Annotated in this window: 24 protein-coding genes and 1 tRNA gene; 22 read left to right on the top strand and 3 right to left on the bottom strand. The window is 59.3% G+C overall.

The features are described 5' to 3' along the window. Together VII69_13555 and VII69_13560 are read left to right on the top strand one after the other, a co-directional pair. Nucleotides 1-451, top strand: a 451-nt coding sequence (locus tag VII69_13555) for a kelch repeat-containing protein (protein HEY5096137.1), incomplete at its 5' end; no start/stop codon positions are given. A gap of 349 nt (nt 452-800) precedes the next feature. Beyond that, nucleotides 801-874 (top strand) — tRNA-Val (locus VII69_13560). 191 nt (nt 875-1,065) lie between these two features. Here the strand turns inward: VII69_13560 and VII69_13565 are convergent. Continuing rightward, entirely contained in the window at nt 1,066-1,647 is a 582-nt protein-coding gene (locus VII69_13565; protein HEY5096138.1) for a DUF488 domain-containing protein, read from the bottom strand. 331 nt (nt 1,648-1,978) lie between these two features. Here VII69_13565 and VII69_13570 point away from each other — a divergent pair, with 331 nt between their 5' ends. From VII69_13570 to VII69_13600, 7 genes are all read left to right on the top strand, one after another. Further along, a complete protein-coding gene (locus tag VII69_13570; protein HEY5096139.1) occupies nt 1,979-2,233 on the top strand; it encodes a DUF2945 domain-containing protein in 255 nt (84 codons plus the stop codon). Nucleotides 2,234-2,374: 141 nt separating this feature from the next. Next, the gene (locus tag VII69_13575; GenBank protein HEY5096140.1) at nt 2,375-4,042 is read left to right on the top strand and encodes a molybdopterin-dependent oxidoreductase; all 1,668 of its coding nucleotides are present in this window, start codon (nt 2,375-2,377) and stop codon (nt 4,040-4,042) included. A gap of 223 nt (nt 4,043-4,265) precedes the next feature. Beyond that, nucleotides 4,266-4,805, top strand: coding sequence for a hypothetical protein (locus VII69_13580; GenBank protein ID HEY5096141.1), 540 nt, complete (start codon nt 4,266-4,268; stop codon nt 4,803-4,805). Next, nucleotides 4,806-6,266, top strand: a complete 1,461-nt coding sequence (locus VII69_13585) for a cbb3-type cytochrome c oxidase subunit I (GenBank protein HEY5096142.1) — start codon at nt 4,806-4,808, stop codon at nt 6,264-6,266. After that, nucleotides 6,263-6,733, top strand: a complete 471-nt coding sequence (locus VII69_13590; GenBank protein HEY5096143.1) for a hypothetical protein — start codon at nt 6,263-6,265, stop codon at nt 6,731-6,733. Before VII69_13585 ends, VII69_13590 begins: the two co-directional genes overlap by 4 nt. Nucleotides 6,734-6,763: 30 nt before the next feature. After that, nucleotides 6,764-7,219, top strand: a complete 456-nt coding sequence (locus VII69_13595) for a hypothetical protein (protein HEY5096144.1) — start codon at nt 6,764-6,766, stop codon at nt 7,217-7,219. Nucleotides 7,220-7,236: 17 nt separating this feature from the next. Further along, nucleotides 7,237-8,463: a hypothetical protein gene (locus VII69_13600; protein HEY5096145.1), complete on the top strand. Its 1,227-nt coding sequence runs from the start codon at nt 7,237-7,239 to the stop codon at nt 8,461-8,463. A gap of 681 nt (nt 8,464-9,144) precedes the next feature. On the opposite strand, the gene VII69_13605 is transcribed toward VII69_13600, so the two are convergent. Then, the gene (locus tag VII69_13605; GenBank protein ID HEY5096146.1) at nt 9,145-9,741 is read right to left on the bottom strand and encodes a helix-turn-helix domain-containing protein; all 597 of its coding nucleotides are present in this window, start codon (nt 9,739-9,741) and stop codon (nt 9,145-9,147) included. Between the two features lie 63 nt (nt 9,742-9,804). On the opposite strand from VII69_13605, the gene VII69_13610 reads away from it, so the two are divergent. Both VII69_13610 and VII69_13615 read left to right on the top strand, forming a co-directional pair. Next, nucleotides 9,805-10,557, top strand: coding sequence for an SDR family NAD(P)-dependent oxidoreductase (locus VII69_13610; protein ID HEY5096147.1), 753 nt, complete (start codon nt 9,805-9,807; stop codon nt 10,555-10,557). Further along, complete coding sequence (locus tag VII69_13615) at nt 10,554-10,991, top strand: hypothetical protein (protein ID HEY5096148.1); 438 nt, start codon at nt 10,554-10,556, stop codon at nt 10,989-10,991. Before VII69_13610 ends, VII69_13615 begins: the two co-directional genes overlap by 4 nt. A 460-nt stretch (nt 10,992-11,451) precedes the next feature. Here the strand turns inward: VII69_13615 and hemN are convergent, their stop codons facing one another. After that, nucleotides 11,452-12,756, bottom strand: a complete 1,305-nt coding sequence (gene hemN / locus VII69_13620) for an oxygen-independent coproporphyrinogen III oxidase (protein ID HEY5096149.1) — start codon at nt 12,754-12,756, stop codon at nt 11,452-11,454. Between the two features lie 447 nt (nt 12,757-13,203). Between hemN and VII69_13625 the strand changes: the two genes are divergently transcribed. From VII69_13625 to VII69_13675, 11 genes are all read left to right on the top strand, one after another. Then, nucleotides 13,204-13,647: a MaoC family dehydratase gene (locus VII69_13625; GenBank protein ID HEY5096150.1), complete on the top strand. Its 444-nt coding sequence runs from the start codon at nt 13,204-13,206 to the stop codon at nt 13,645-13,647. A gap of 10 nt (nt 13,648-13,657) precedes the next feature. Continuing rightward, nucleotides 13,658-14,299 (top strand): LuxR C-terminal-related transcriptional regulator, encoded by a 642-nt coding sequence (locus VII69_13630; protein ID HEY5096151.1) that lies wholly within the window; start codon nt 13,658-13,660, stop codon nt 14,297-14,299. Between the two features lie 97 nt (nt 14,300-14,396). Continuing rightward, the gene (locus tag VII69_13635) at nt 14,397-14,990 is read left to right on the top strand and encodes a TetR/AcrR family transcriptional regulator (protein ID HEY5096152.1); all 594 of its coding nucleotides are present in this window, start codon (nt 14,397-14,399) and stop codon (nt 14,988-14,990) included. Then, a complete protein-coding gene (locus VII69_13640; protein HEY5096153.1) occupies nt 14,987-15,748 on the top strand; it encodes an enoyl-CoA hydratase/isomerase family protein in 762 nt (253 codons plus the stop codon). Before VII69_13635 ends, VII69_13640 begins: the two co-directional genes overlap by 4 nt. Further along, on the top strand, nt 15,745-16,587 hold the full coding sequence (locus tag VII69_13645; protein HEY5096154.1) for an enoyl-CoA hydratase/isomerase family protein: 843 nt from the start codon (nt 15,745-15,747) through the stop codon (nt 16,585-16,587). The genes VII69_13640 and VII69_13645 overlap by 4 nt, the downstream gene beginning before the upstream one ends. Then, nucleotides 16,584-17,612: a zinc-binding dehydrogenase gene (locus VII69_13650; GenBank protein HEY5096155.1), complete on the top strand. Its 1,029-nt coding sequence runs from the start codon at nt 16,584-16,586 to the stop codon at nt 17,610-17,612. The genes VII69_13645 and VII69_13650 overlap by 4 nt, the downstream gene beginning before the upstream one ends. Before the next feature lie 12 nt (nt 17,613-17,624). After that, on the top strand, nt 17,625-18,797 hold the full coding sequence (locus VII69_13655; GenBank protein ID HEY5096156.1) for a 2-hydroxyacyl-CoA dehydratase: 1,173 nt from the start codon (nt 17,625-17,627) through the stop codon (nt 18,795-18,797). Nucleotides 18,798-18,808: 11 nt separating this feature from the next. Further along, entirely contained in the window at nt 18,809-20,074 is a 1,266-nt protein-coding gene (locus VII69_13660) for a 2-hydroxyacyl-CoA dehydratase family protein (GenBank protein ID HEY5096157.1), read from the top strand. Between the two features lie 11 nt (nt 20,075-20,085). Beyond that, entirely contained in the window at nt 20,086-20,886 is an 801-nt protein-coding gene (locus VII69_13665; GenBank protein ID HEY5096158.1) for an acyl-CoA dehydratase activase, read from the top strand. A gap of 9 nt (nt 20,887-20,895) precedes the next feature. Further along, complete coding sequence (locus VII69_13670) at nt 20,896-21,687, top strand: acyl-CoA dehydratase activase (GenBank protein HEY5096159.1); 792 nt, start codon at nt 20,896-20,898, stop codon at nt 21,685-21,687. A 386-nt stretch (nt 21,688-22,073) separates the two neighbouring features. Then, the gene (locus VII69_13675; GenBank protein ID HEY5096160.1) at nt 22,074-22,244 is read left to right on the top strand and encodes a hypothetical protein; all 171 of its coding nucleotides are present in this window, start codon (nt 22,074-22,076) and stop codon (nt 22,242-22,244) included. Nucleotides 22,245-22,890 lie beyond the last annotated feature (646 nt).

The raw sequence follows: 22,890 nt of genomic DNA on the forward strand, positions 1-22,890 counted from the left end.
CACCGTCGAGGCCTACAACCCCGCTACTAATACCTGGACCATCAGGGCGCCCATGCCAACCGCTCGTTTCGACCTAGCTGTGGGCGTCATCGACGGCGTGCTCTATGCCGTCGGTGGCTCAAGCAGTTGCTGCGCGTTCAATACCGTCGAGGCTTACAATCCTGCGACAGACACGTGGACCACGAAGGCACCGATGCCGACGATTCGCGAGGCTTTAAGTGCAAGTGTGCTCGGAGGCAAACTCTATGCCGTCGGTGGATACGTAAATGGCGGCGCCACGGGTATTGTTGAGGTGTACGATCCGAAGACGGACACGTGGATTACCGAGGCATCCATGCCGACCCCGCGCGACGGATTGGCGACGAGCGTAGTCGGCCGCCGTCTCTATGCCGTCGGCGGATTCAACGAGAGCCGCTATCTGAATACTGTAGAGGCCTTCAACCCACTCTAGCTGCAATATTTCCGAAGTATTAAACCTAAGGGTCTAGGGGTCTTTTTGGACGTGAGCCGATAAAAACTGACCAAGTCTCAGAGTCGCTCCGCCACCATGACGTCGATGGAAAACGACTCTGTCACTTACCCGCAATGCCGGCGGCGTGAAGCAGAGCGTATGCATGTGACATCGCTCGCGATCGTTGCGATGAATCCGCTTGCCGACGACTTTTTTGTCTAGACCAGGGCCCGGCGAGTTACACACTTTGTTACACACTTTGACGTGGTCACGAGTAGATGATGATGGACAGCGGTGGAATAGCCAGAATCTCTGAAACCCTTTGGAATAGGCAGTCTTGAGCGCTGGTGGGCAGCAGTGGAAAAAGCCCGAACCACATTGACACTGTAGGGGTCAGAGGTTCGAGCCCTCTCGTGCCCACCATTTGAAAGCCTTACGCTGCAAGGGTTTGCGGCGTTTTGCATTGAGGTGTTAAGAGGGCTGATACCCTAAATTAGGCCGAGATCTCCGAACGGACGCCGAAGCGGTCGGATCCGCAAGCGGTGGCTACATTATTGTGAAGACCTCTCGTGAATCCGCATCGCAGTCCCAACCGCTGCAGATACGTCAGTCGCTTACCCTGTGCTAACGTTGACACACTGCGCGCGACGGCCGTCATCCGGTTCGAGAAGCACGTCGTACCGGAGTTTGCAAGCCTCGGTAACGCGAACGCCCGCGGTCGGAATGTGCGGGCGTAAGATGCCGTTGTGCATCAGGTGTTGGACGTTGACACCGTACAGAAGGAGCGAAGCATCGGATATCAGTCGACGATGACAGCGCCACCAAAGGGTTTCCGAACAGAGGATCGCAACGCGTGTTGCGGCCGCCCGCGACAGCAATCGAGCGAGGGCGCACGAGAAAGTATCTGTTTCCATGTAGTCGGCGTAGGCGCGGAATGACGGATGACGAAGCGCAACGTTGCTGCTGTCGCGATTGACCCTACGAAAACCACCGAGCGCCGACTCCCAACGATAGGTGCTTCCGCTAAGCTCGGGCATCCAGTGCTCCATCGCTTCGCGCCAAAAGTGTGGATGGCGACGACTCTTGGGGACCGAGCGGACGTCGACGATCGATCCGATCGCGGCCTCGCCGATGAGTTGCGCGAGTTCGCTCGCAGTCGCAGTCCCATGTCCGAGAGTAAGCAGCTCCACGCCCATCGAGCGCTAGTTCGTGAGCAACGCATCGCACACCCTTGAATTCGCAAGCACGAACTATCAGGGAGCGCCGCGGTGAAAGCGATCCCCGGGCCCTCCGTGCTTTAGGCCGATGTCCGAGCTCTGCGGCCTATTACGACAACCCGATTTATGTCGCAAGATAGCGCGGCGCTTACAAAGAAAAGACATGCGACGAGGTCTTTCCCGTTATTCGTCTGGGAAGCATGTGCTCTGTTGGATGACGAGTAGCCGACGCTCGCGACGCAACACTCACAACGTTCCCGAGCTGACTTTACTCCGCAAAAGCGATTCACTGTGAATGGAGGCGACCCTCGTGTCCAAAGTGTTTAAGCGGGGCGACCGCGTTGCGTGGAACTCGGAAGCCGGAAGAGTTAATGGCAGAATCGTCAAGAAAATCATTTCTGATGCGCGGTTGAACGGCTACACACATCACGCTTCGAAAGAAACGCCTCAATATATTATTAAGAGTGAAAAGACCGATCATGTCGCGATTCACAAAGGAGGAGCGCTGACGCATTTAAAGGCAGCCACGAAATCCAGGCCAGGAACGAAACGAAAACCGACTTGATATGTGTAGTCAATCGCCAAAATCGGACCGACATTCGCGTTCGACCGTCGAGATGAACCCATGGGCCGACGAACGTGCTCGATCCATAGGCGCCGGTCGCTCGGCGCACGTCGTCGAGCCAACCGAGGGATTCTTAGTCGCGTGATCCGCTTTGACGAGGCGCATCGAGCGGTTCACGAGCCCGACGATCATCGCATGGCTTTCTCGCTACGGCGCCCCTACGTCATCTGGCTCGCCGTCATCATCGCCGTTCCAATTCTACTCGCCTGGATGCAAGTGCTTGTGTTCGGCATCCACGCCCAACCGGCGCCGGTCTCTATCACGAGCAGCAGCGGACCGCGTGGCTTTCCGATCTGGATTCGCTGGACCCACTATGCCAATCTGTTTTTCCTCTTTCTGATAATGCGAAGCGGCCTATCGATCCTCATGGACCATCCGCGACTCTACTGGAACGACGATTGCACGCCTGGAACGGAGTGGGTGCGCTTCACACCGATCGATGTTCCGAAGGATCGCGTCTGGACCGCGAAGGACGACGCGCGCTATATCTCGCCGCTCATCGCGCTGCCCGGTTACAAGCACACTCCCGGGATGGGCCGTTCTTGGCATTTCATTACGGACTATGGATTCATAGTCGTCGGTATTATTTATGTCGGAATGCTCTTCATCAGCGGGCAGTGGCCGCGCCTGGTCCCGACTTCCTGGGCAATTTTTCCGGCCGCGTGGGACGTCTTTGTACACTATGTGAGCTTTCATTTTCCGGCCGAGCCAGACGGTTATTACGCGTACAATGCTCTACAGCAACTCGGGTACTTTGTCGTTGTTTTCATTATGGCACCGTTGTCCATCATGACGGGAATCGCGATGTCGCCGGCTGTCGATAACGCGTTCCCTTGGTATCCGCGAATCTTCGGCGGCCGCCAGGGTGGCCGTTCGATTCACTTCCTAATGCTCGTCGGATATTTTGCGTTCACGATCGTTCACGTCAGCCTAGTAATCTTGACCGGAGCGCAGCGAAACTTTAACCACATCGTCTTGGGCAATGACAACACGCGGCCGCTGGGACTGATCCTCGGTTGCATCGGTCTTGCCGTGGTGATCGCGTCTTGGGTCGGCGCATACGTCGTCGCGTGGAGATGTCCGCGTGTGATTCAGCGTTTGCACAAGACGCTGATCGGTTCGCTCGAACGGCGCATGAGAGCATCCAGGCGCTTGGATCCGGCGGAGCGCTATACGCGAAAGGACGTATCGCCTTACTTTTGGCCAAACGGCAAGATGCCGGAGTCCGATGAATGGAAACGCCTAGCCGCGGACGGTTTCCGCGCCTACCATTTACGTGTCGTCGGCTGCGTCGGAAACCCGGTTGAGTTGACGCTCGACGACATGCGCGCGCTCGGGCACGACGAGCACGTATCGCTTCATCACTGCATTCAAGGATGGAGCGGAATCGCCCAATGGGGCGACATCTCGATGCTGCGGCTTATCGATCTTGTGAAGCCGCTGCCGAGCGCGCGCGTCGTCGAGTTCATCTCCTTTGGTGAAGGCACTTTCGGGGGAGTCTATTACGATACACAACGTCTTGAGGATGTCGTCAAGCCCGAATGTCTGCTCGCGTATGAGATGAACGGCGTACCTCTTCCGCAAGTGCATGGGGCACCGTTACGCTTAAGGGTCGAAAATCAACTCGGTTTCAAAATGGTGAAATGGATTAGTGAGATTCGTTTTGTCGAAACGGAGAAAACGCTCGGCGAAGGCTACGGCGGGGCGAACGAAGATCAAGAATACTTCGACCTCTTGCCCTATATTTAACTGGACGATCGGCCATGTAAGCCCTGCAGCTGCGATCGTACATCTTTACCGAAAAATTCCCAGCAGCTAGCGGCCAGCCGCATGGCGTTCACAGGTATCATTGGCCCGGGCAGTTCGTGGCGCAAAAATGCCAAGAAGGCGGCGGGCCGACGTGCGAGGTACCAAACGTCAAGCGTGGGAAGCGCACGTCGAGGACGACATAAACGGCGGCGAAGCGCGGTCCGTGGCGAAGGCGGGATTTACCATGGAGAAGGGCCCGATCGTCCTCGTTTGGTTCCTGATCATCGCAGGAACGGCCACGCTCATCATGCTGAGCGTGGCGTTATCGACCCGCATGTCGCCGATGCAGCAATCGGACGTGACGCGACAGGGCTACGCGCTGCGGCGAGTGTTGCTGTGGGCACTAAGCATGTCCATCATCGCATCCTTCGCGCTTTCCTTGCCCTCGTTCCCGTACCCCACGGCATCGCAGAATCGCAGCCTGCGGCATTTTTCGGTCGTCGCCCGACAGTTTTCATTCCAGTTGCCCTCGACGGTCCCGCTTAACACTGACGTGATGTTCGACGTGTCATCAACTGACGTCAACCACGGCTTTGGGATCTATGATCCGAACGGTGCGCTTATCGCCCAAGTGCAGGCGATGCCGGATTACACGAATCACCTGCCGGTCAGGTTCACGATTGCGGGGCGCTACACGATTCGGTGCCTCGAGTACTGCGGCATCGCCCACCACCTGATGCAAGCTAGCTTCGAGGCACGATAGATGGACACGTTGGCGCGACCCGACCTCGTGGGACCCCGCCGCGTGATGTGGGCTTTTCTTTCAGCCGGCTTCGCCGTGTTCGCGCTGATGATGGTCGCGGGAATCGCGATGCGTGCGGCGCAGGCCAATTGGTTCTCGCTCAATCCCGCTACGTTCTACGCCCTGATGACGCTCCACGGTTCGGGCATGATCGTCGCGATGGCCATGTGCGGCATGGGCGCGCTGTGGTACTTGATGCGGCTCCAGACGAAGCTCAGCGAGGGGGTCGCTTGGACGTCCTTTGCGTTGGTAGTCGCGGGCGTCGCCGCCGTTGTAATCAGCGTGGTCGCCGGCCGCTTCGGAGCGGCGTGGACGATGCTCTATCCTCTTCCGTTCACCGGCGCCACCTGGCCGTCGTGGGCCACCGGAACGTTTCTAATCGGGTATGCGCTCTTCACCGTCGGGTGGCTCTTCTGGTGCGTGCAGATGCTCGGCTGCGCACTTCTAGTCTCAGGCGGGTTCCGCGGTGCGCTCGGGCTAGACTACGTCTTCAGAAATGAGGCGTTCACCGCAGCGGGCGGCAAGCCGCCGACTCCGCAGGGACTCGCCGCGCTCGTCGCAGGGATCGACGGTATCCTCACCGGCGCCGCCGGCATGCTGATCGGAACCGCGCTGCTCGCGCACTGGATCGATCCGAACGTGAAGCTCGACCCGCTTTGGGCCAAGAACGTGACATATTTCTTCGGCCACGCGCTCGCGAACCTGACGATTTATCTCGCGGTTGTCGCGGTGTACGTCGGTCTGCCGCGCTACTCGGGCCGAGAATATCACACGTCGGTGCCGCTAGTCGTCGCTTGGTGGGGGACGCTGCTGTTCGTCGCGATCGCCTACTTCCACCACTTGTATATGGACTTCGTCCAGATGCAGGCGCTGCAATACATCGGCGAAGCGGTGTCCTATTTGGCGGCGCTGCCGGTCGCGGTCGTGACGGTGTTCGGCGGCATGGTGCTCGTTTATCGGGCGAGGATGCGGTGGACGATGGCCTCAATGTTCATCTTTGCCGGACTGATCGGCTGGGTCGTCGGCGGCATTGGCGCACTGCTCGATGCGACCGTGCCGTTCAACGTCGACCTCCACAACACGCTGTGGGTGCCCGCGCACTTCCACACGTACCTGCTGGAAGGCGTGCTGTTGTTCATCATCGGTTGGGCGTTCATATTCGTGGAAGAAGGTGCGCGTGCGGTGACGCCTGCGATCGTCCGCTGGCTGACAGGCATCGGAGTGTTCGGCGGAGGCGCGGTGTTCTTGATCGGCTTTTACGTGGCGGGCGCGGCGGGCGTACCAAGGCGATATGCAGTCGAACCTGCGCCGGGCCCAGACATCGCTTCGTGGTCGACCATCGGTGCGATTCTCGTCGCCGCCGGCCTGTTGGTCGCGCTTGTCGAAGCGGTGCGGCTCGCGCGCGCGCCGCGAACGGCATGACCGGTTATTCGCAATCTGGCCGGATCGCCGGGTATGCGCTGCTCGCAGTAGCCCTTGGGAGTGCGCTTGTGCCGCTTTTGCCATTTGCGGAAGCGCTGCCCGTCTGGAAGCACCACCTCGTCCATGCGTTGATCCTGGCGCTCGCCTCGACATCGGGCATTCTGCTTGCGCACATCGGATCACGAACCGCCGCCGAACAAAGCGAGGCCGGGCCCGGATTCTGGGTGGTGCTCTGTGTGCTCGCGCCGGCGGTGTCGATGTTCTTGATGTGGCCGACCACCTACGATTGGGTCGAACATTATCCGTTGGCGCATGGTGCGGAACATTTCTGCTTTGTCGGACTCGGATTTCTCGCCGGGTTCGGCGGCGAGCGTTACGTGCGGGGCGTCGGCTGGGTTAGCGCTGCAGCGACCGTGCTGACGGCGATCGCGGCAGCCGCAGGCTTCGGGGTCATGGCCGAAAGATGATGCTCAGCTTTCGCAAGACTGGTTGACGATATGCCCTTCGAATCTCGCCTATTCGTGAAAACTGGAATCGTCTATCTTGTGCTCGCGTTTGCCGCCGGCGCAGCGCTCATGATCGCGTCGGCGGCCGGAAAGCCGGCGCCGTTTGTATTTGAAGTCGAGCACGGGCATCTCGGGTTTGTCGGTTGGTTGGTCAACATCGTCATCGGCGTGGCTCTCTGGATGTTTCCGCTCGATCGAGAGCGCTATCCGGCGACGGAGGGCCGGTATCCGGTTGCTGCACCGCTATGGTCCTACTACCTCTTAAACGTCGGTTTGGCCGTGCGCATCGTCGTCGAGCCCTGGTTCCAGCTCAGCGGCGCGAGTGTTTTGGGATCGACGCTGCTCGTCGCATCCGCTTTGATGCAGCTCGCTGCGATTCTCGTTTTTGTTGGCATCATTTGGAGCCGCACGAGAGGGCCACGCCGGCCAGCGCCTGGGGTGCGTTGACGGCGGCTTCCCATCGAATGAAGCGCGAGCCTCCGTGGATCCCTCCTTCGGGTCTTATCGCCGCGCATCTCGCGCACGGAGCTTCGTGGATTCTATTGGGGTTGCTCGCACGCCAAGGCATCGTCGGCCCGTCGATGCGCGCGTTCGCGTGGGTTCACCTCGTAGCGCTCGGGTGGCTGACGCTGACCGCGCTGGCCGTGCTGCTGTTCGTCGTGCCGCAGTTCACCGATGCCGAGTGGCGAGGCGAATTATCGGCGCGCTTGGGGATCGTCGTATTCGCGTTTGGCGCGTTCGCGATGGTCGTCGCGTTCTGGACGGGTGGCGATTCGTGGCTATGGGGCGCGGCATCTGGCGTCGTCAGTGGGCTGACGCTTTATGGGGTGCCGGCGGTAATGACGTTGCGCAGTGCGATGCGTACCCGTGGAACCGAAGCCGCGATTGCTCGAGCATTCCTCATCGTGTTCGCGTTCCTCGGCGCTGCAGCGCTGATCGGCCTGGGCATGGCTGGCGAATTCGCGTCCGGCAAATTCTCTATGCTCGCGTGGGCGCCGTCGGTTCACGCGAATCTTGCGATGATCGGGTGGCTGACGCTGCTGGTCATGGGAGTTTCGGCGAGGACGATTGGGCCAATCTCGGGTAGACGATCTCCGCAACGATGGGTGCACATCGTCTCCTCAAGTCTTGTGACCGCGGGAACGCTCGCACTCGTGCTTGTGCCGTGGACGGCAGCGGCGCTGTGGCCAGGCTGCATCCTTTGTGCGACGGGGACCACCGTTTACGCAGTCGATATGCTGGCGCTCTTGGCCCGTTCGAACGTGCAGCATCGTCCGCCGCAGGCGTTCATGGCGGCTTCGATGCTCTGGCTCGTCGTTACGGTCGCGCTCGGCATCCTCAGCGTCGCCGGCCACACGATGCTCGCACCGGCGTACGTCTTTGTCGGACTCGTGGGTTGGGTGGCCCAGATTGTCCTCGCGCATTTGCATCATATTGGCGTTCGCCTCATCGCGACGATGGCGCGTGGCGATGATGATGAGACGCCGCCCCAGGCTCTCCTCACTCCCAACTTGAGCTGGATGGCGTTCGTGCTGTTCCAGATGGCGGTGGCAACGGGTATTGCGGCATTGATCTCTCACGGTTCGACGCTCCTCACGGGAGCGTCCGTAGCGGGCTTCGCCGGCTGGGTCGCAATGACGGCGAACGTCGCTCGCGCCTTAAGTAAAGCTCGGGCAAATCTGGATGCGTGACTAACGGCATGGCGATACATCGACTCAATAGCTTTGTCGGATGGTCGGTCTGACGTCAGGCGTTGAAGTCGGACAGGCGGAGACTTGAGCCTCCGCCTGTTGAACCACCTTGGATTACTCGATGAATGCTGACCAAAATGCTGACCAACTGCAGCGAACTGTACGCTCTGGAAGTTACTAGGCATCCCTAAACAACACAGGCTAACACAAGAATCTACGCTTTTCTTTCCTTGACACTGTAGGGGTCAGAGGTTCGAGACCTCTCGTGCCCACCATCGCAAAGTCTTACGCCGCAAGGGTTTGCGGCGCTTTCGTTGCTGCGCTTGAATCTGACCGACCAACTAGATTACACACTTTGTTCGGTCCAATCGGCTCATATTGACCTCGCCTCCCGCTCTTTCGCCGATCGGACTTTGTGGCGATCTACAATCTAAAGCAATCGATTGGGGCGTTTTCCCTCGTGATCTCTTGCATTTCAACATCGAAGTCCGACCTCACGCCGCGTCGCAACCAAAGCGAAATTTCACTGACCCCAACACGTTCACTGTAGTGGACCATCTAACGGCTCCTGAGTCGAATTAAAAAGGCAATCCCACCAAAAGTTATCGAAATAGCGGATCTGATCATCACTGATGCCATTCACCGCTTAACCTTCGCCTTGCGATGCGAATATGTCGCTCGTCAGAATGCTTGTATAAGCGCCGCGGCCGTTTTTTGAAGCAACTTTACTACTTTGTTGGATCCTTTTTGATGAGTGATGAGAGTATCAAAGACTTCGAGGCTTGTAAGGGCGTGCAGGATATCGATTAGCTCACCCGATCCGCTGCGATTAGGTAAGCGCTGGACAATCTTGGTAAGAGAGTCGCGGCGCCAGCTCGCTCGCTCAGTCAGCGCGTCACTAACTTCGGTGTCGAGCGCTGCTAACGCATTTAGGCGACGTAAGAGCGGGCCTTGAGTCTCCCAGAGATGGCAGAAAACGACAATCAGAATGTTCATGGCTTTTGCCGGATCGGTTTCTTGGAACACTTTACGCATGTCACGCATGTTCGCTCGTGCTGCAACGTCGTCAAAAAGCGCTTCAAGCAATTTGCCTTTTGAATTGAACTGGTAATAGACCGTCATGCGAGCTACGTTTGCGCGCCGAGCAATGGCATCGATACTAAACGCCGACGCGTCATGATCCGAGAGAAGCTCGCGCGCGGCGTCGATGATCTTGGAGCGCGTGGCCTCCGTGGCTGCTAGACGACGCACTCCTGCTTGATAGGGCCTGGGACTCATAGCCTTTCCTTCGCCATCCGTATCCCTTGACATTTTTAATCATATAGGCTATATAATTATGTCATGGATCGAGTCGCCCTCATTACCGGTGCAACGAGCGCCATCGGCGCTGCCACGGCGCATCTGTTCTCAAAGACGGGATATGCCGTAGCCCTAGTCGCGCGCCGGCTCCCGCTACTTGAGGCTCTCGCGCACGAGATTGAAGCAGAGGGCGGGCTCGCGCTCGCCATCGAGGCAGACGTGACCCAATCGGTCGCCATGGAAGAGATGGTTAAAAAAACCGTGCAGACATTTGGCGGTCTCGATATCGCCTTTAACAACGCTGGCGGCGGAGCGCGTCCTACTCCTCTCGCCGATCTCAGTCCTGAAGTGTTCTCCGAGGCAGTTAGCGTCAACCTTACCGGAACGTTCTTGAGCATGCGTTCGCAGTTAAAAGCGATGCTCGCGCGCGGGGGTGGCTCCATCGTCAACATGTCATCTACGGCGGGTCTTCAAGGTGTTGCTGGCCTTGCTCCGTACTGCGCAGGAAAGCATGCCATCATCGGCTTGAGCAAGGCAGCGGCATTGGATTACGCCGACAAGAATATTCGCATCAACGTCGTCGCTCCCGGACCAATCGCGACCGAACGCACTGATTCCGAGCAACGCAATCGCATCGGCCGGTATATCCCGGTCCAGCGCGTGGGCGAGCCATCCGAAGTCGCGGAGTTGGTTCGGTGGCTCTGTTCATCCGATGCCCGATTTATTACAGGCGTCGTCGTACCAATCGACGGCGGGCGCCTCGCCGGTACGCCGTCCTTTGTAGTTGGTTCATGAAGGTCAATGAGGTGCTGCTTTTGGGGCACGTTCTTTTCACGACGGCGGGCTACGTGGGTCTGATCGCCGCGAACGCGTACGTTCTCTTCTTGTCGCGGAGTCGAGATCCACACGCAATCCGCCTGGGACTAACGGCTTGGCGCCATTGCTCTCAGGTTTTCGGGCCGTTCTTACTCATCGGAGTTTTCTTCGGATTTGGGCTCGCCTCTGCGATGCACGTTTCCCTTGGCGGTTTATGGTTGGTGACGACGTATATTCTTATCGTCGCGGCCATTGCCGTGCAAGCATCAGTGATGGTGCCGTGGCAATTGCGCAGCAACCCCATGCTTGAAGCCGGCATCGTCCCCCGAATGACACCTGTTGTCCTCGTGCTGATCCTCTCATGCGTCTTCTATACTTCTATTCTTTGGTTAATGCTGGCACGTCCGGAATAGAGGCCCTGGGCGCTTGGCGCAACAGAAAGGGAGTCGCAACCCGCGGCTGTCTTTTGTTCTTCGGCAGCCGGTTGAGTCGGATTGTTGAGCGGGTTGTTGTACACCGCTACCGGGGGTCCAAGTGGATACATGGAGCTGACCCGGTTTAGCGGACACTACCGCATTTGCGGAACCGACCGGTCGGGTCAAAACATTTACTCGGTGCACACTCAAGTGCACACTATATGGTAGACACTAGTGGACGCTGGTAGGCATTCGTGCACTCCCGAAAGCGACTGAAAGCCTGTCAAATGTGCGCTAGCTCAGGTGGAAAATGTCCGAACCACATTGACACTGTAGGGGTCAGAGGCTCGAGACCTCTCGTGCCCACCATCACAAAGCCTTACGCCGCAAGGGTTTAAGACTTTCCTGATTTCCTGAATTCTCGATTTCGCCGTAGACGGTCTCTAGGTACTGCTAATCAGACTGCGGACGCATGGCGCCCGTGCAACGAAGATAAATATGCATCGAAACAGGACGCCACGTTTCGCGCGAACAGTCTTCCAACCGGCGTCAAGATTATCTCATCATCTTGAAACCTCACGATGCCATCAGTCTCGAATGGCGTGAGCGCCGCACTTTCCACGAGCAATGGAATGGCTTCCGACACCGACACGCGACCGCGCGTCATTATGCTTTCGATGATTGCCCGCCTCGCGATATCGTCGGGCGCAAGGACGCAGCCGCGTGAGGCCACCGAGTCGTCCGCAACGTTTTCAATGTAGCGCCTCACGTCCGGCTGGTTCTGTGCAAATGCATCTTGCGACGCCGAAATGGCGCTGGAGCCGACGCCGACAAGCGCCTCGGTTCGGCCCGGTGTGTATCCCATAAACGTGCGGTTGACGTCGTTTCGCAGGTCGGCCTCCGCAAGCGCATCACCGGCAGCCGCGAAGTGGTCGATGCCGATATGTCGATACCCGGCGGCAACAAACGTTTTCACGCTGTCCATTATCATGCCGAACTTTTCTAGTCGATTCGGTAGCGCGTTCTCGTAAGCGCGTTGCGCGCGATTGACCCAAGGCACGTGCGCGTACGCGTACGCCGCTAGCCGATTCGGCTTCATGGTCAGCACCTGCGCGATCGTTAGCGCGAACGACGCTCGCGTTTGCATTGGCAAACCGTAGATGAGGTCGATGTTGACGCCAGCTATTTCGAATTCGCGCGCCCATTGCACGGCCATCTGCGTCTGCTCTAGCGTTTGAAGCCGATTGATAGCGCGCTGCGTTGCTTCTTGGATATCTTGCACGCCGAAGCTTATGCGGTTGAAGCCCATGGCAGCGATCAGCGCTATTTGACCGCGAGAGGCCAATCGTGGGTCTACTTCGATCGATATCTCGGCGTCATCGGCCAATGAAAAACGTGTCGCAACCATGCGGAAAAGCCGAGCGATCTGAGCAGCCGAAAGACTGTTCGGTGTTCCACCGCCCCAATGCAGCCAGCGTATCGCAACTTTGCCGATACGCATGGCTATACTGTTAAGTTCGCATTCAACCGCGTCGAGGTAGCGGTCGACTAGGGCTGTATCCTTGGTGATCAAACGATTGCATGCGCAATACCGACATAGCGATGGACAGAAAGGCACATGAACGTAAAGCGCTATTGCACGTGTGGATGAGCTTGGCACGATCGCCGCGACGATTCGATCGCGCGCTTGCGTCGGATCGTGATGCCATGCTGGAACCGTCGGATAGCTTGTGTAGCGCGGAAGCGGGCGGTCGTAGCGCACGACCAGATTCTCCCATTCCGTTTCCGGCGGGAAGGCTACCTCAATAGAATCGACAGGATCTGTGCTAATGAGCTGACGCCTCAGGTGTGGGCCATTTCCATCATAACGGCGATCTCATCCGGATTCCACGTCGTGAATAAATCTGCCACGGTGATCCAGCGCTGGCGCAAACGGGACACCCGCGGATCGCCGATCACGGACGTGGCTGGCCTCTCAGTGGCTTTCTGGGCTACTGTACCATCTTTGTTTGGCGATACGCGTGAACTCCGCGCGAAGAAGTCATGTAGGTCGGCTGGGATACGGTGCCGCAGCGCCTGGAGTTTCGCAGAAACAACGTTTGCGATGTTAATGTAGCGAATCGCAGATCGCTGCCATGGCGTACACCAGCCCGCGGGAAGGGTGCCTGACGCCAGACCCGGGAACGTGCAAGCATCCATGAGGACCAGCGTGCGCGGCGTCGAAGGCCTCAAAGCACTCGCCGGCGCGGAAATTCCTCCGAGCCCGTGGCTCAAGATCACTCAAGAGCGTGTGGATGCATTCGCATTGGCCACCGACGACGCGCAGTGGATACACGTAGATCGCGACCGCGCGAGAGACGGACCGTACGGCGCAACGGTGGCGCACGGTTACCTGACACTGTCGCTGATTCCGCACCTATGGCGTCAGGCCGTGCAGATAAATGAAGTTCGAATGTCCGTGAATTATGGGCTTAACAAGGTACGCTTCCCTGCACCACTCATCGTGCCGTCGCGCGTGCGGGCCCACTTCAGGGTTCGAGATGTAAAAGTTATTCGCAACTCGGTGAGGTCGAGCGTTCTGGTGACGATTGAGCGCGAGGGTTCCGACAAACCCGTGTGCGTTGCTGAGTTGCTCTTGCTCCACTACCCGTAGGGGCGCACCGTTGAAACTTGGAGCAAGTCCGGAAGCCACCGTTGCGGTCGACAATCGCGGCATAATCGTCGCTTGGAACGACGCGGCGGAACAACTCCTCGGCTGGACTGCTCGGCATGCCCTGGGTAAGCCGTGTCACGAGGTCATGCATGGAAGCACGCCGGCGGGCGCACCCGTGTGCTCTCGCGATTGCGCGATCGTCCAACTCTGCCGCGAAGGCAAAGCTGCTCGCCGGTTTGAGATGGTAGCGAATCGTCCCGACGGCGCGGACGTATGGCTCGACGTCACCACCGTTACCGTGGACGACGAGGGGCAGTCCGTCGCCGTTCACGTCTTATGCGAGAGCGTGGCGAGCCGGCGCATGGCCGCGGTCGCAGAAGACGTCGCGCATCGCCTGGCAAACGCCCGCCCCGACGCAGCGACCGAGGAGAATGCGCAACCGGACCTCCGGCGCGTCCTCACGCCGCGGGAGCTGGACGTATTGCAATTGCTTGCCGCCGGTTTGAGCACTGACAATATCGGCCGGCAGTTGGGCCTGTCGCGAGCGACAGTGCGAAGCCACGTCCAAAACTTGCTGCCCAAGCTCGGCGTACACTCGCGGATCGAAGCCGCGGTCGTGGCACTGAAAGCCGGCTTAGTGCATCTGCACTAGCAAACTCCGGCATATTGCGCTTGTGAGCGTGAGACAACCTCAGCTATGATGAATTCGAACGAACGCTCGAACGAAGAGCTGCGTTCGGAGAAGCACATTGACGACATACGATTTGCGCTTGCGAGTAGCGCTCGACGCCGCAGAGCGCGTCTTCGCCGAAAAGGATTATGGTTTGGCCACGATGCGCGACGTGGCCGCCGCCGCGGGTCTTAGCATCGCGGGACTCTACTACTACCTACCAAGCAAACAACGTGCTCTGTTCCTCGTCTGCGAGCGCACGCTAGCCGCCCTCATGGAAAGCCTCGACCGGGCCCTGACCGCTTTGCCCGATCCCGAAGATCAACTCCATGCCCTCGTCCGCGAGCACGTCGGCTTCATCACCCGCAAGCCGGCAGCATACCGCGCGCTCCTGCTCGTCGACGCGTTGGATGGGGCGGGTAGGGCCACGATCTTGGAGCTGCGTCGGCGCTATTTCGCGCGTGTAGCCGATCTTGTCATCGCCGTCCAACAGGAACGACCCTCATCGATTTCCACGCGTGTTGCCACTGCCGCTCTGTTCGGGATGATGAATTGGGCGCCGACGTGGCATCATGTCGGCGATGCGACCGACACGGCGCGGATCGCGGACGAAATGACAATGCTGTTTCTGCGCGGTGTGATCGCACGCAAGCCCTCGGAGCTCATCGCGTGAGCGGCCGAATTCAAGTCCGCAGCGACGGCAGGCTCGGCCGGATCACACTAGCCGCCGGGTCCCTCAACATTCTCGATACCGATGACGTGCGCGCGATTGAACGGGCAGTGCATGAACTTGGGGGACGTCCGGTCATACTACTTGACGCTGCAGGCGATCGCGCGTTTTCCGCCGGCATGGACGTGTCAGACCACTCCCCGGATCGTGCTTCCGCTATGCTCGCAGCGCTTGCCGAAATGGCGGATGCGTTCCGCACGACCTCGTCGGTCACGGTAGCAAAGGTCGACGCACCGGCGCTCGGCGGTGGCTTCGAACTCGTGCTGCTCTGTGATCTTGCGGTCTGCTCTGAACGTGCATCGTTCGCGCTCCCGGAGATCAAATTGGCTGCGCTCCCGCCGATCGCGTGCTCACTTTTGCCGGCCGCCGTGGGCGAGCGACGGGCTTTGGAGCTCATCCTCACAGGCCGCAAGCTGGACGCGGCGGCGGCCGAGCAGTGGGGCATCATCTCGCGCGCAGTTCCGCACGATGCGCTCGACGAGCACATCTCGGAGCTTTGCGGCGCATTGCTCTCGCTCTCCGAAGACGCGTTACGATGCTGCAAACGGGCAGCGCGCTCGCGCGACGCAGGCGACGCTATGCGGATCTACACCGACGTTTTGCTTCACACCCGCGATGCCGCGGAAGGCATTCAGTCGTTCATCGAGCGACGAGCGCCGACATGGAACTGGCAGCACGAACTTGAGGAGGTCGCCCCATGAAGCCAATGGTGCTAGACGAGCTACGGCCTGGCGTAGCGGATGACGTCCTATACGATGCCCGAGATAACGTTGCGACGATCACGCTCAACCGGCCGGGCTCTTACAACGCCTATACCACCGATACGTTGCGGCGATTGCATGAAGCGCTTCGGCGGGCGATGTGGGATGACGAATCCGGCGTCGTCGTCATCACCGGCGTGGGCCGGGCAGCGTTTTGCACCGGCGGCGACGTCAAGGAATATGAGGAACGTTATGTTCAAAGTCCGGATGAATTTTGGAAGTACATGGTGCTCTTTCAGGACTGCATCGACGCGATTCGTGGGATGGGCAAACCAACCATAGCACGGCTGAACGGCATGGCGGTCGGCGGCGGCAACGAGATCAACATGGCCTGCGACTTGGCGATCGCAGCGGATCACGTGACGCTTCGTCACGTCGGCGTGAAGGTCGGCAGCGTCGCCGCAGGCGGCGCGACCCAATGGTTGCCGATCATGGTCGGCGACCGGCGTGCGCGCGAGATGCTATTCTTGTGCGAACCGATCAGCGCGCAGCAGGCGTTCGATTGGGGACTCGTCAATCGCGTCGTTCCATTTGAACAACTTGACGCGACCGTGCGCGAGATGTGCGACAAGCTGCTCGACACGTTCCCAGGCTGTATGCGCTATACGCAGTGCCAGGTCAACTATTGGAAAGATCAGGCGTGGCATGCCACGATTGGTCACGCGCGCGAGTGGTTGGCGCTCCACTTCGCGAATCCGGAAACGGCCGAAGGCATGCGCGCCTTCGTCGAGAAGCGCGCGCCCGACTACGCAGGAATACGCCGCCGGCGAGCGCGATGAAGGCCGCCGTTTTTCACGCGCCGCACCGACCGCTCGATATCGAAGATCGGTCGATGCCGATCGCCGGCGCGGGCGAGATCGTGATCAAGGTTGCAGCCTGCGGCTTGTGCCACACCGACCTCCACTACATCGACCACGACGTGCCGACGTTCAAGCGGCCGCCGCTCGTATTAGGCCACGAAGCCTCGGGAACGGTTGCGCAAGTGGGTCCCGGTATCGATCGCTGGCATGAAGGTGATCGAGTGCTCGTGCCGGCGCTACTCACGTGCGGCGCATGCGATGCGTGCAGGCGCGGCCGTGAGAATATCTGCGAACGCGGCATCATGCCCGGCAATCATATAGACGGCGCGTATGCCGAATACATGCGGGTACCGGAAAAGGACGCGCTGCCGTTGCCCGACGACCTGCCGCTGCAAGATGCATGCCTGATCGCGGATGCAGTGTCGACGCCGTATCACGCCGTGGTCAATCGCGGCGAAGTGCGACCGGGCCAGCGAGTCGTGGTCTTCGGGTGCGGAGGAGTCGGCGTCAACGTCGTGCAGATCGCTGCGGCCGCGGGCGCGGAAGTGTGGGCGGTCGACGTGCAGGCGGGCAGGTTGGAACATGCGCTGCGCTTCGGTGCGCGGCACGCCGTCGATGCATCGAAGACGGCGGACGTACATAAGGCGATTCGACGCGCGACGAACGGCGGCGCCGACGTCGCGTTCGAGGCCATCGGCAACCCGCTCACCATGCGTCAGGCGTTCGACAGCCTGCATCGTGGCGCGCGGCTGGTCATCGTCGGGTATTCCGATCTCGACCTCGGCCTTTCCGCCGCCAAGATAATGTTCAACGAGATGGAAGTACGCGGATCGCTCGGCTGTCGTCCGGTGGACTATCCGCGCATCATCGAAATGGCGCGCAGCGGGCGCATCGCGTTGACGCCACTCGTCACCGGACGTTTCCCGCTCAACGAAATCAACGCTGGCCTCGATGCTCTGCGCGCCGGTCACGGCCTGCGCAACATCGTCGTCCCCGCCGGATAGGAGTTCGCACGAATGGCCATCGAGCTCACTGCACCGTTCGACGAGATCATCGAACACTGCACCGAAGCAATCGAGTCGCTCGATTTTCCCGAGGCGTCTTTATGGAAGCGCGAGGCTGAGGGTCGCGCGATCGTCGGCTGCTTCCCAGTGTACACGCCGGTGGAGATATTCCATGCCGCACACGTGTTGCCGGTAGGTCTCGTCGGCGCCGGTAACCGCATCGAAATCAGCAACGCCGACGCACGCTTTCAATCCTTCGTGTGCTCGATCGTCAAGAGCACGCTTGAGCTCGCGATGGTCGGCAAGCTCGACGATTTCGACGGTTTCGTGTTCCACTCTATTTGCGACCCAGCGCGCAATCTGGCAAGCGTTTTTGAACGAAATTTCGAGAACAAGCAGGTCGAGTACATTCACTTTCCGCAGCGGCTCGATTCGCCGGAGGCCGTCACCTATCTTGAAGCCGAGTACCGGCGCGTTCTGGCGTGGGCCGCTTCGTTAACCGGTCATAGCGTGACTGACGTAGAGCTTCGGCATAGCATCGCGCTCTACAACGCCGTGCGGGCGGGATTGCGCTGGCTTTACGACTTCCGCCTGCAGGCACCACACAACCTCGCGACTCGCGAGTTGTACGCGCTCATGCGTTACGGCCACATCGCGCCGCCCGAGACCCACCTGCGTCTGCTCAAGCGAGCCTCGGCGCTGCTGAGCCAGCGTGAAGCTAAGCCGAAGGATCGTGCGCGACTGATCGTCGTCGGCTCCTTCTGCGAACAGCCGCCGCTGGACCTCATCGCGTCGATAGAAAGCGCAGGCTGCTATGTCGTGGACGACGACTTTTTGCTTGGCCGGCGCTTTTTTACTACCGAGGTGCCAGACTCGGCGAGGCCGTTGCACGACCTCGCGGATGCATACGTCAACCACAGCGTCGACTCAAGCGTCAAACACGACCTCAGGCATTCCAAAGCGCAGGCGCTGGTGGAACGGGCGCGCGCATGCGGCGCGGATGCGGTGGTCGTGTTGACGGCAAAGTTCTGCGAACCCGCGCTCTTCGACTATGTGCTCTATCGTAAAGCGCTCCAAGAAGCGCACATGCCGCACGTGTTCCTCGAGTTTGAAGAAAAAATGTGGCTTTTCGACAAGATCAAGACCGAGATCGAAACCTTCGTCGAGTCGCTGCTTTTCAGTTAGGAGTCAATGTCGTGCCAGAAATCGCATACCAAGGCCGATTGCACCATCTCCAAAAAGAGCTGATGAGCCAGTATTATTCCGAATTGACGGCGTCGGCGGAAGGCAGGGGCGCGCCAGCGGCCTACTTGCTCATCGGCGGCAATCCGGTCGAACTGCTGCGCGCCTTCGAAATTTTACCGGTCTACCCGGAGGTTAACGCGCTTCAACTGGCAGTCAAAAAGCAGTCGCTTGGATTCATTCAAGCAGCGGAAGAGATGGGGTATTCGACCGATAATTGCGCCTACGTCAAGGCCGACATCGGACTCTACTTCGCGGGCCGCAAGACGCCGTTTGCCACGATTCCCGAACCATCACTGCTGCTCTGCAACTACGTAGGCTGCAACGTGTACTTGCACTGGTTCGACCATCTCGCCGAATACACAAAGCGACCCGCATTTCATCTTGACATCCCCTTCATCCGCACGCGATCGGGCAGCCCTACAACGGACGACGTGACGTATGTGATGCGTCAGCTCCGGTCCCTCATCGCGACATGTGAGGAGCTCACGGGCAAGAAGCTCGATGAGGACAAACTGCATCGCGCGGTGGAGCTGTCGTCGAAGACGGGCGACCTGTGGTCAAAGATCAAGCACCTCACCAAGCGCACGCCAGCGCCGTATGACGCATATTTCGATTCGGTGACGATGATGGCTCCGCTCTACTGCTTGCGCGGTACCGAGCAGGGTCTTGAATTCTTCGAGACGGCTTACGAAGAATATAGACAAATGGCTGACGATAAGCGCGGGCCGCTCGATCGCGAGGACTTCCGAATTGTCGTCGAAGGCCCGCCTCCGTGGCCGTACCTTCGTGTCTTCCGCGATATGTTTACGCGCTGGAACGCGGTCGCGGTAGCATCCACTTATTCGACCGTGGGCGGTCTGTGGGAGTTTGGTTTCTCGCACGACCCCGACCGGCCGCTGGAGAGCATCGCAGAACACCTGTTGCGTTGGAATCTGACGAATCGCAACTTCCTGCAGCGCTACGATCAGATCGCGCGCTATCTGGATGAGTGGCATGCCGATGCGCTGGTCATTCACTCGGTGAAGAGTTGCCGATTGTTCTCGGCTGGCCAAGGCGATATGCGCGACTACTTCACGAAGCGCGGTGTGCCGACGCTCCTGGTCGAGTCGGACCTCGAAGATCCGCGCTACTTCTCAGAAGCGCAGATGCGAAACCGGATCGACGCCTTTTTCGAGTCGATGGCACACCGCAAACTGACAAGTGCGGCCGGCGCGTGAGGAGGACGACTATGATCTTCGCTGGCGGAGTAGACGTCGGATCCACGCAGACAAAGTGCGTGATCATCGACGAAGCGCGGCGTATCGTCGCCCGCTCGCTCATCGAGACGGGTTCGAATGTCACGCGGGCCGCAGAGCGCGCGTTCGACAAAGCGCTCGCAGCCGCCGGCATAGCTCGTGCCGACGTGGCCTGCGTGGTCGGGACCGGCTACGGCCGATTCAAAGTTGAGTTCGGCGATTTACAGGTCACCGAGATAAGTTGTCATGCGAAGGGCGCCTGCTCCGTGTTTCCGGGTACACGCACCGTCATCGACATGGGTGGTCAAGACGCCAAGGGCATCAAGGTGCTCGGAGGTGAGGTGCTCGATTTCGTCATGAACGACAAATGTGCGGCAGGCACCGGCCGTTTCTTGGCCACTGCCGCCGAGGTGCTTGCGCAGCCTCTCGACGCCATCGGTCAATTGTCGCTGCAGGCACGCAACCCCGTGCGGCTGTCAACTGTCTGCACGGTGTTCGTCGAGTCGGACATCATGGCATACCTGGCACAGGGCAAGAAGGTTTCCGACATCCTCGGCGGTATCCACAGCGCAATCGCCGCACGAACGATCGCGCTCGTTCGCCGCGTGGGTCTCGAGCCCGAAATCACGTTTACTGGCGGCGTCTCGCTCAACGTCGGCATGGTGCGCGCGCTTGAAGACCGGCTTGGACTCAAGGTCAACGTGTGCGACGATTCGCACTACATGGGCGCCATTGGCGCGGCTGCCTTCGCGCTGGAGCGCGGTCTCGTGCTCGTCGCCGAAAACATCGCGTAAGGAGTTGTCATGAGTCTCATTGCCGGCATCGACATCGGTTCGCGTGCAACGAAGATCGCTCTCGTCGACCGGGGCGGCATGCTGCGGGGTTGGCATCTCGCGCGCACCAAACCGCCGTTCGCCGACCTCGTCGATTCCGCACTCACTGCAGCGCTCGATGAAATCGGGGCGTCGCGTTCCGACGTCGACTACATCATCACGACCGGTTTCGGCCGCTCAAGTTACCCGGACCGCGACACGCAGGTCACCGACATCACCTCCGGCGCATTCGGCGCGATGGCTGTGTTCCCAAACACGCGATGCGTCATCGACATCGGTTCGCAAAGCTCACGCGCCGTTAGGGTGAACGAGATAGGGCGCGTGAAGGAGTTCAAGTCGAACGACAAGTGCGCGGCGGGCGCCGGCGGATTCGTCGAGCGCGCCGCGCGCTACCTGGAGATCGAACTCGAAGCAGTAAGCGATCTCTCGCTGGCGGGCAGCGACCCGGTGACGATATCGAGCATCTGCGCGGTACTTGCCGAGTCGGAAATCATCAATCACGTGAGCCAGGGCCGAACGGTCGAAGACATCCTGCGCGGTGTTCACAACTCGCTCGCCGAACGAGCGGTGGCGCTGCTCAAGCGGGTGGGTATCGAGCCCGAAATCACGCTCGTGGGTGGCATGGCTCGCCAAGGTGGTATGGTTCGCGCGCTTTCGGAGATGCTTGCGATGCCGGTGAACGTGCCGGAAACGCCCGAGATCGTCAACGCGCTGGGCGCGGCATTGCTGGCAAAGCGCCGGCTTGAAAAGGTCGCCGCGTAATAGACGCGCTTGACGAACGCGAAATATCACGAAGGCGGACATGTAGAATCCCGGGCAGCGCTGAAACGTTGCTGACCAAAATGCTGACCAACTGCAGCGAACTGCACGCTCTGGTCGTCATGCAGTGAGCCTAAACTCTACAGGATGATACCAAAACCTACGCTTTTCTTTCCTTGACACTGTAGGGGTCGGAGGTTCGAGACCTCTCGTGCCCACCATTTCGGAGCCTTACGCCGCAAGGGATTGCGGCGTTTTGCATTGATCTTTCGCTCAAGTCGAAACCTCGAAATACACACTTTCCACCAGCCAAAGCCAATTGGAACAAAGCCTCACAGATTTTTCTCTGCCCATGCCACGGTTCGACGTAAACGAAGTTCGGCAAGCACGTGTCCGGTCCGGCTAATTGCGGCCCGGATCCGCTGCCGTTCCAAGATATGTCGGGGACGGCCGACGTCACTTGGATCAACTTCGCGCAGACCACAGCCGACCGCATCATCGTCTCCTACAAGTGGGGACACATGCTCAACTGGCTTGAGGAACGGACCGGCCCTCCCTAGAACAGCATTTGGCGACGCGGCTTATCCCCATAACTTTTGTTATACTTAGTCTTCAATTGTTGAGTCTGAGCTCTTGTCGGTCCGCGAGTCATATGGGTATCCCTTCGCAGTTGTCGAACCACGCGCCATGAGTGATCATGGCCGCGATGCGACGGCGCCCCAAGTTCCATGAACGACCCTGTTCCTCTCTGTTGACATTTTCCCAGCCTTGTCAAAGAAGTCATTTGCCTCGTACTTTAACTCAGGCGTTAGCTTCAGCTTGGCTGCCGAACCAAAAGGCCGCTGGCGTGGCTACAGGTCGAAGGTATCGTAGACGACTCAAATGCTGCGGGCTCCCTCCCGAGCAACATTTGCGTGTACGATATCCCAAACCATATTTCAACGTCGTTCCAAACGCTTGCGATTTGAGCGATACAGATTGCCAGCGCGGGTCGCTTGAGAACCGCTATGTCCTTAACGTCGATCAGTTCGCCATTTCGCTTGAAATGTTGCGGCAGTCGACGCCTCCATTATTGCGGACGCCGGGCGTCCGCGACGAGCGAACTGCCTCACTGTCTCAAGATAGAATCAGAGGAACGTAGGGGGATTCACCCCTAACCCGGGAACGATTGCACATGTCGAGTTCCGTCGACGACAAAAAACATAC

The sequence above is a fragment of the Candidatus Eremiobacteraceae bacterium genome (genome assembly GCA_036511855.1).
Lineage (GTDB): Bacteria > Vulcanimicrobiota > Vulcanimicrobiia > Eremiobacterales > Eremiobacteraceae > JABCYQ01.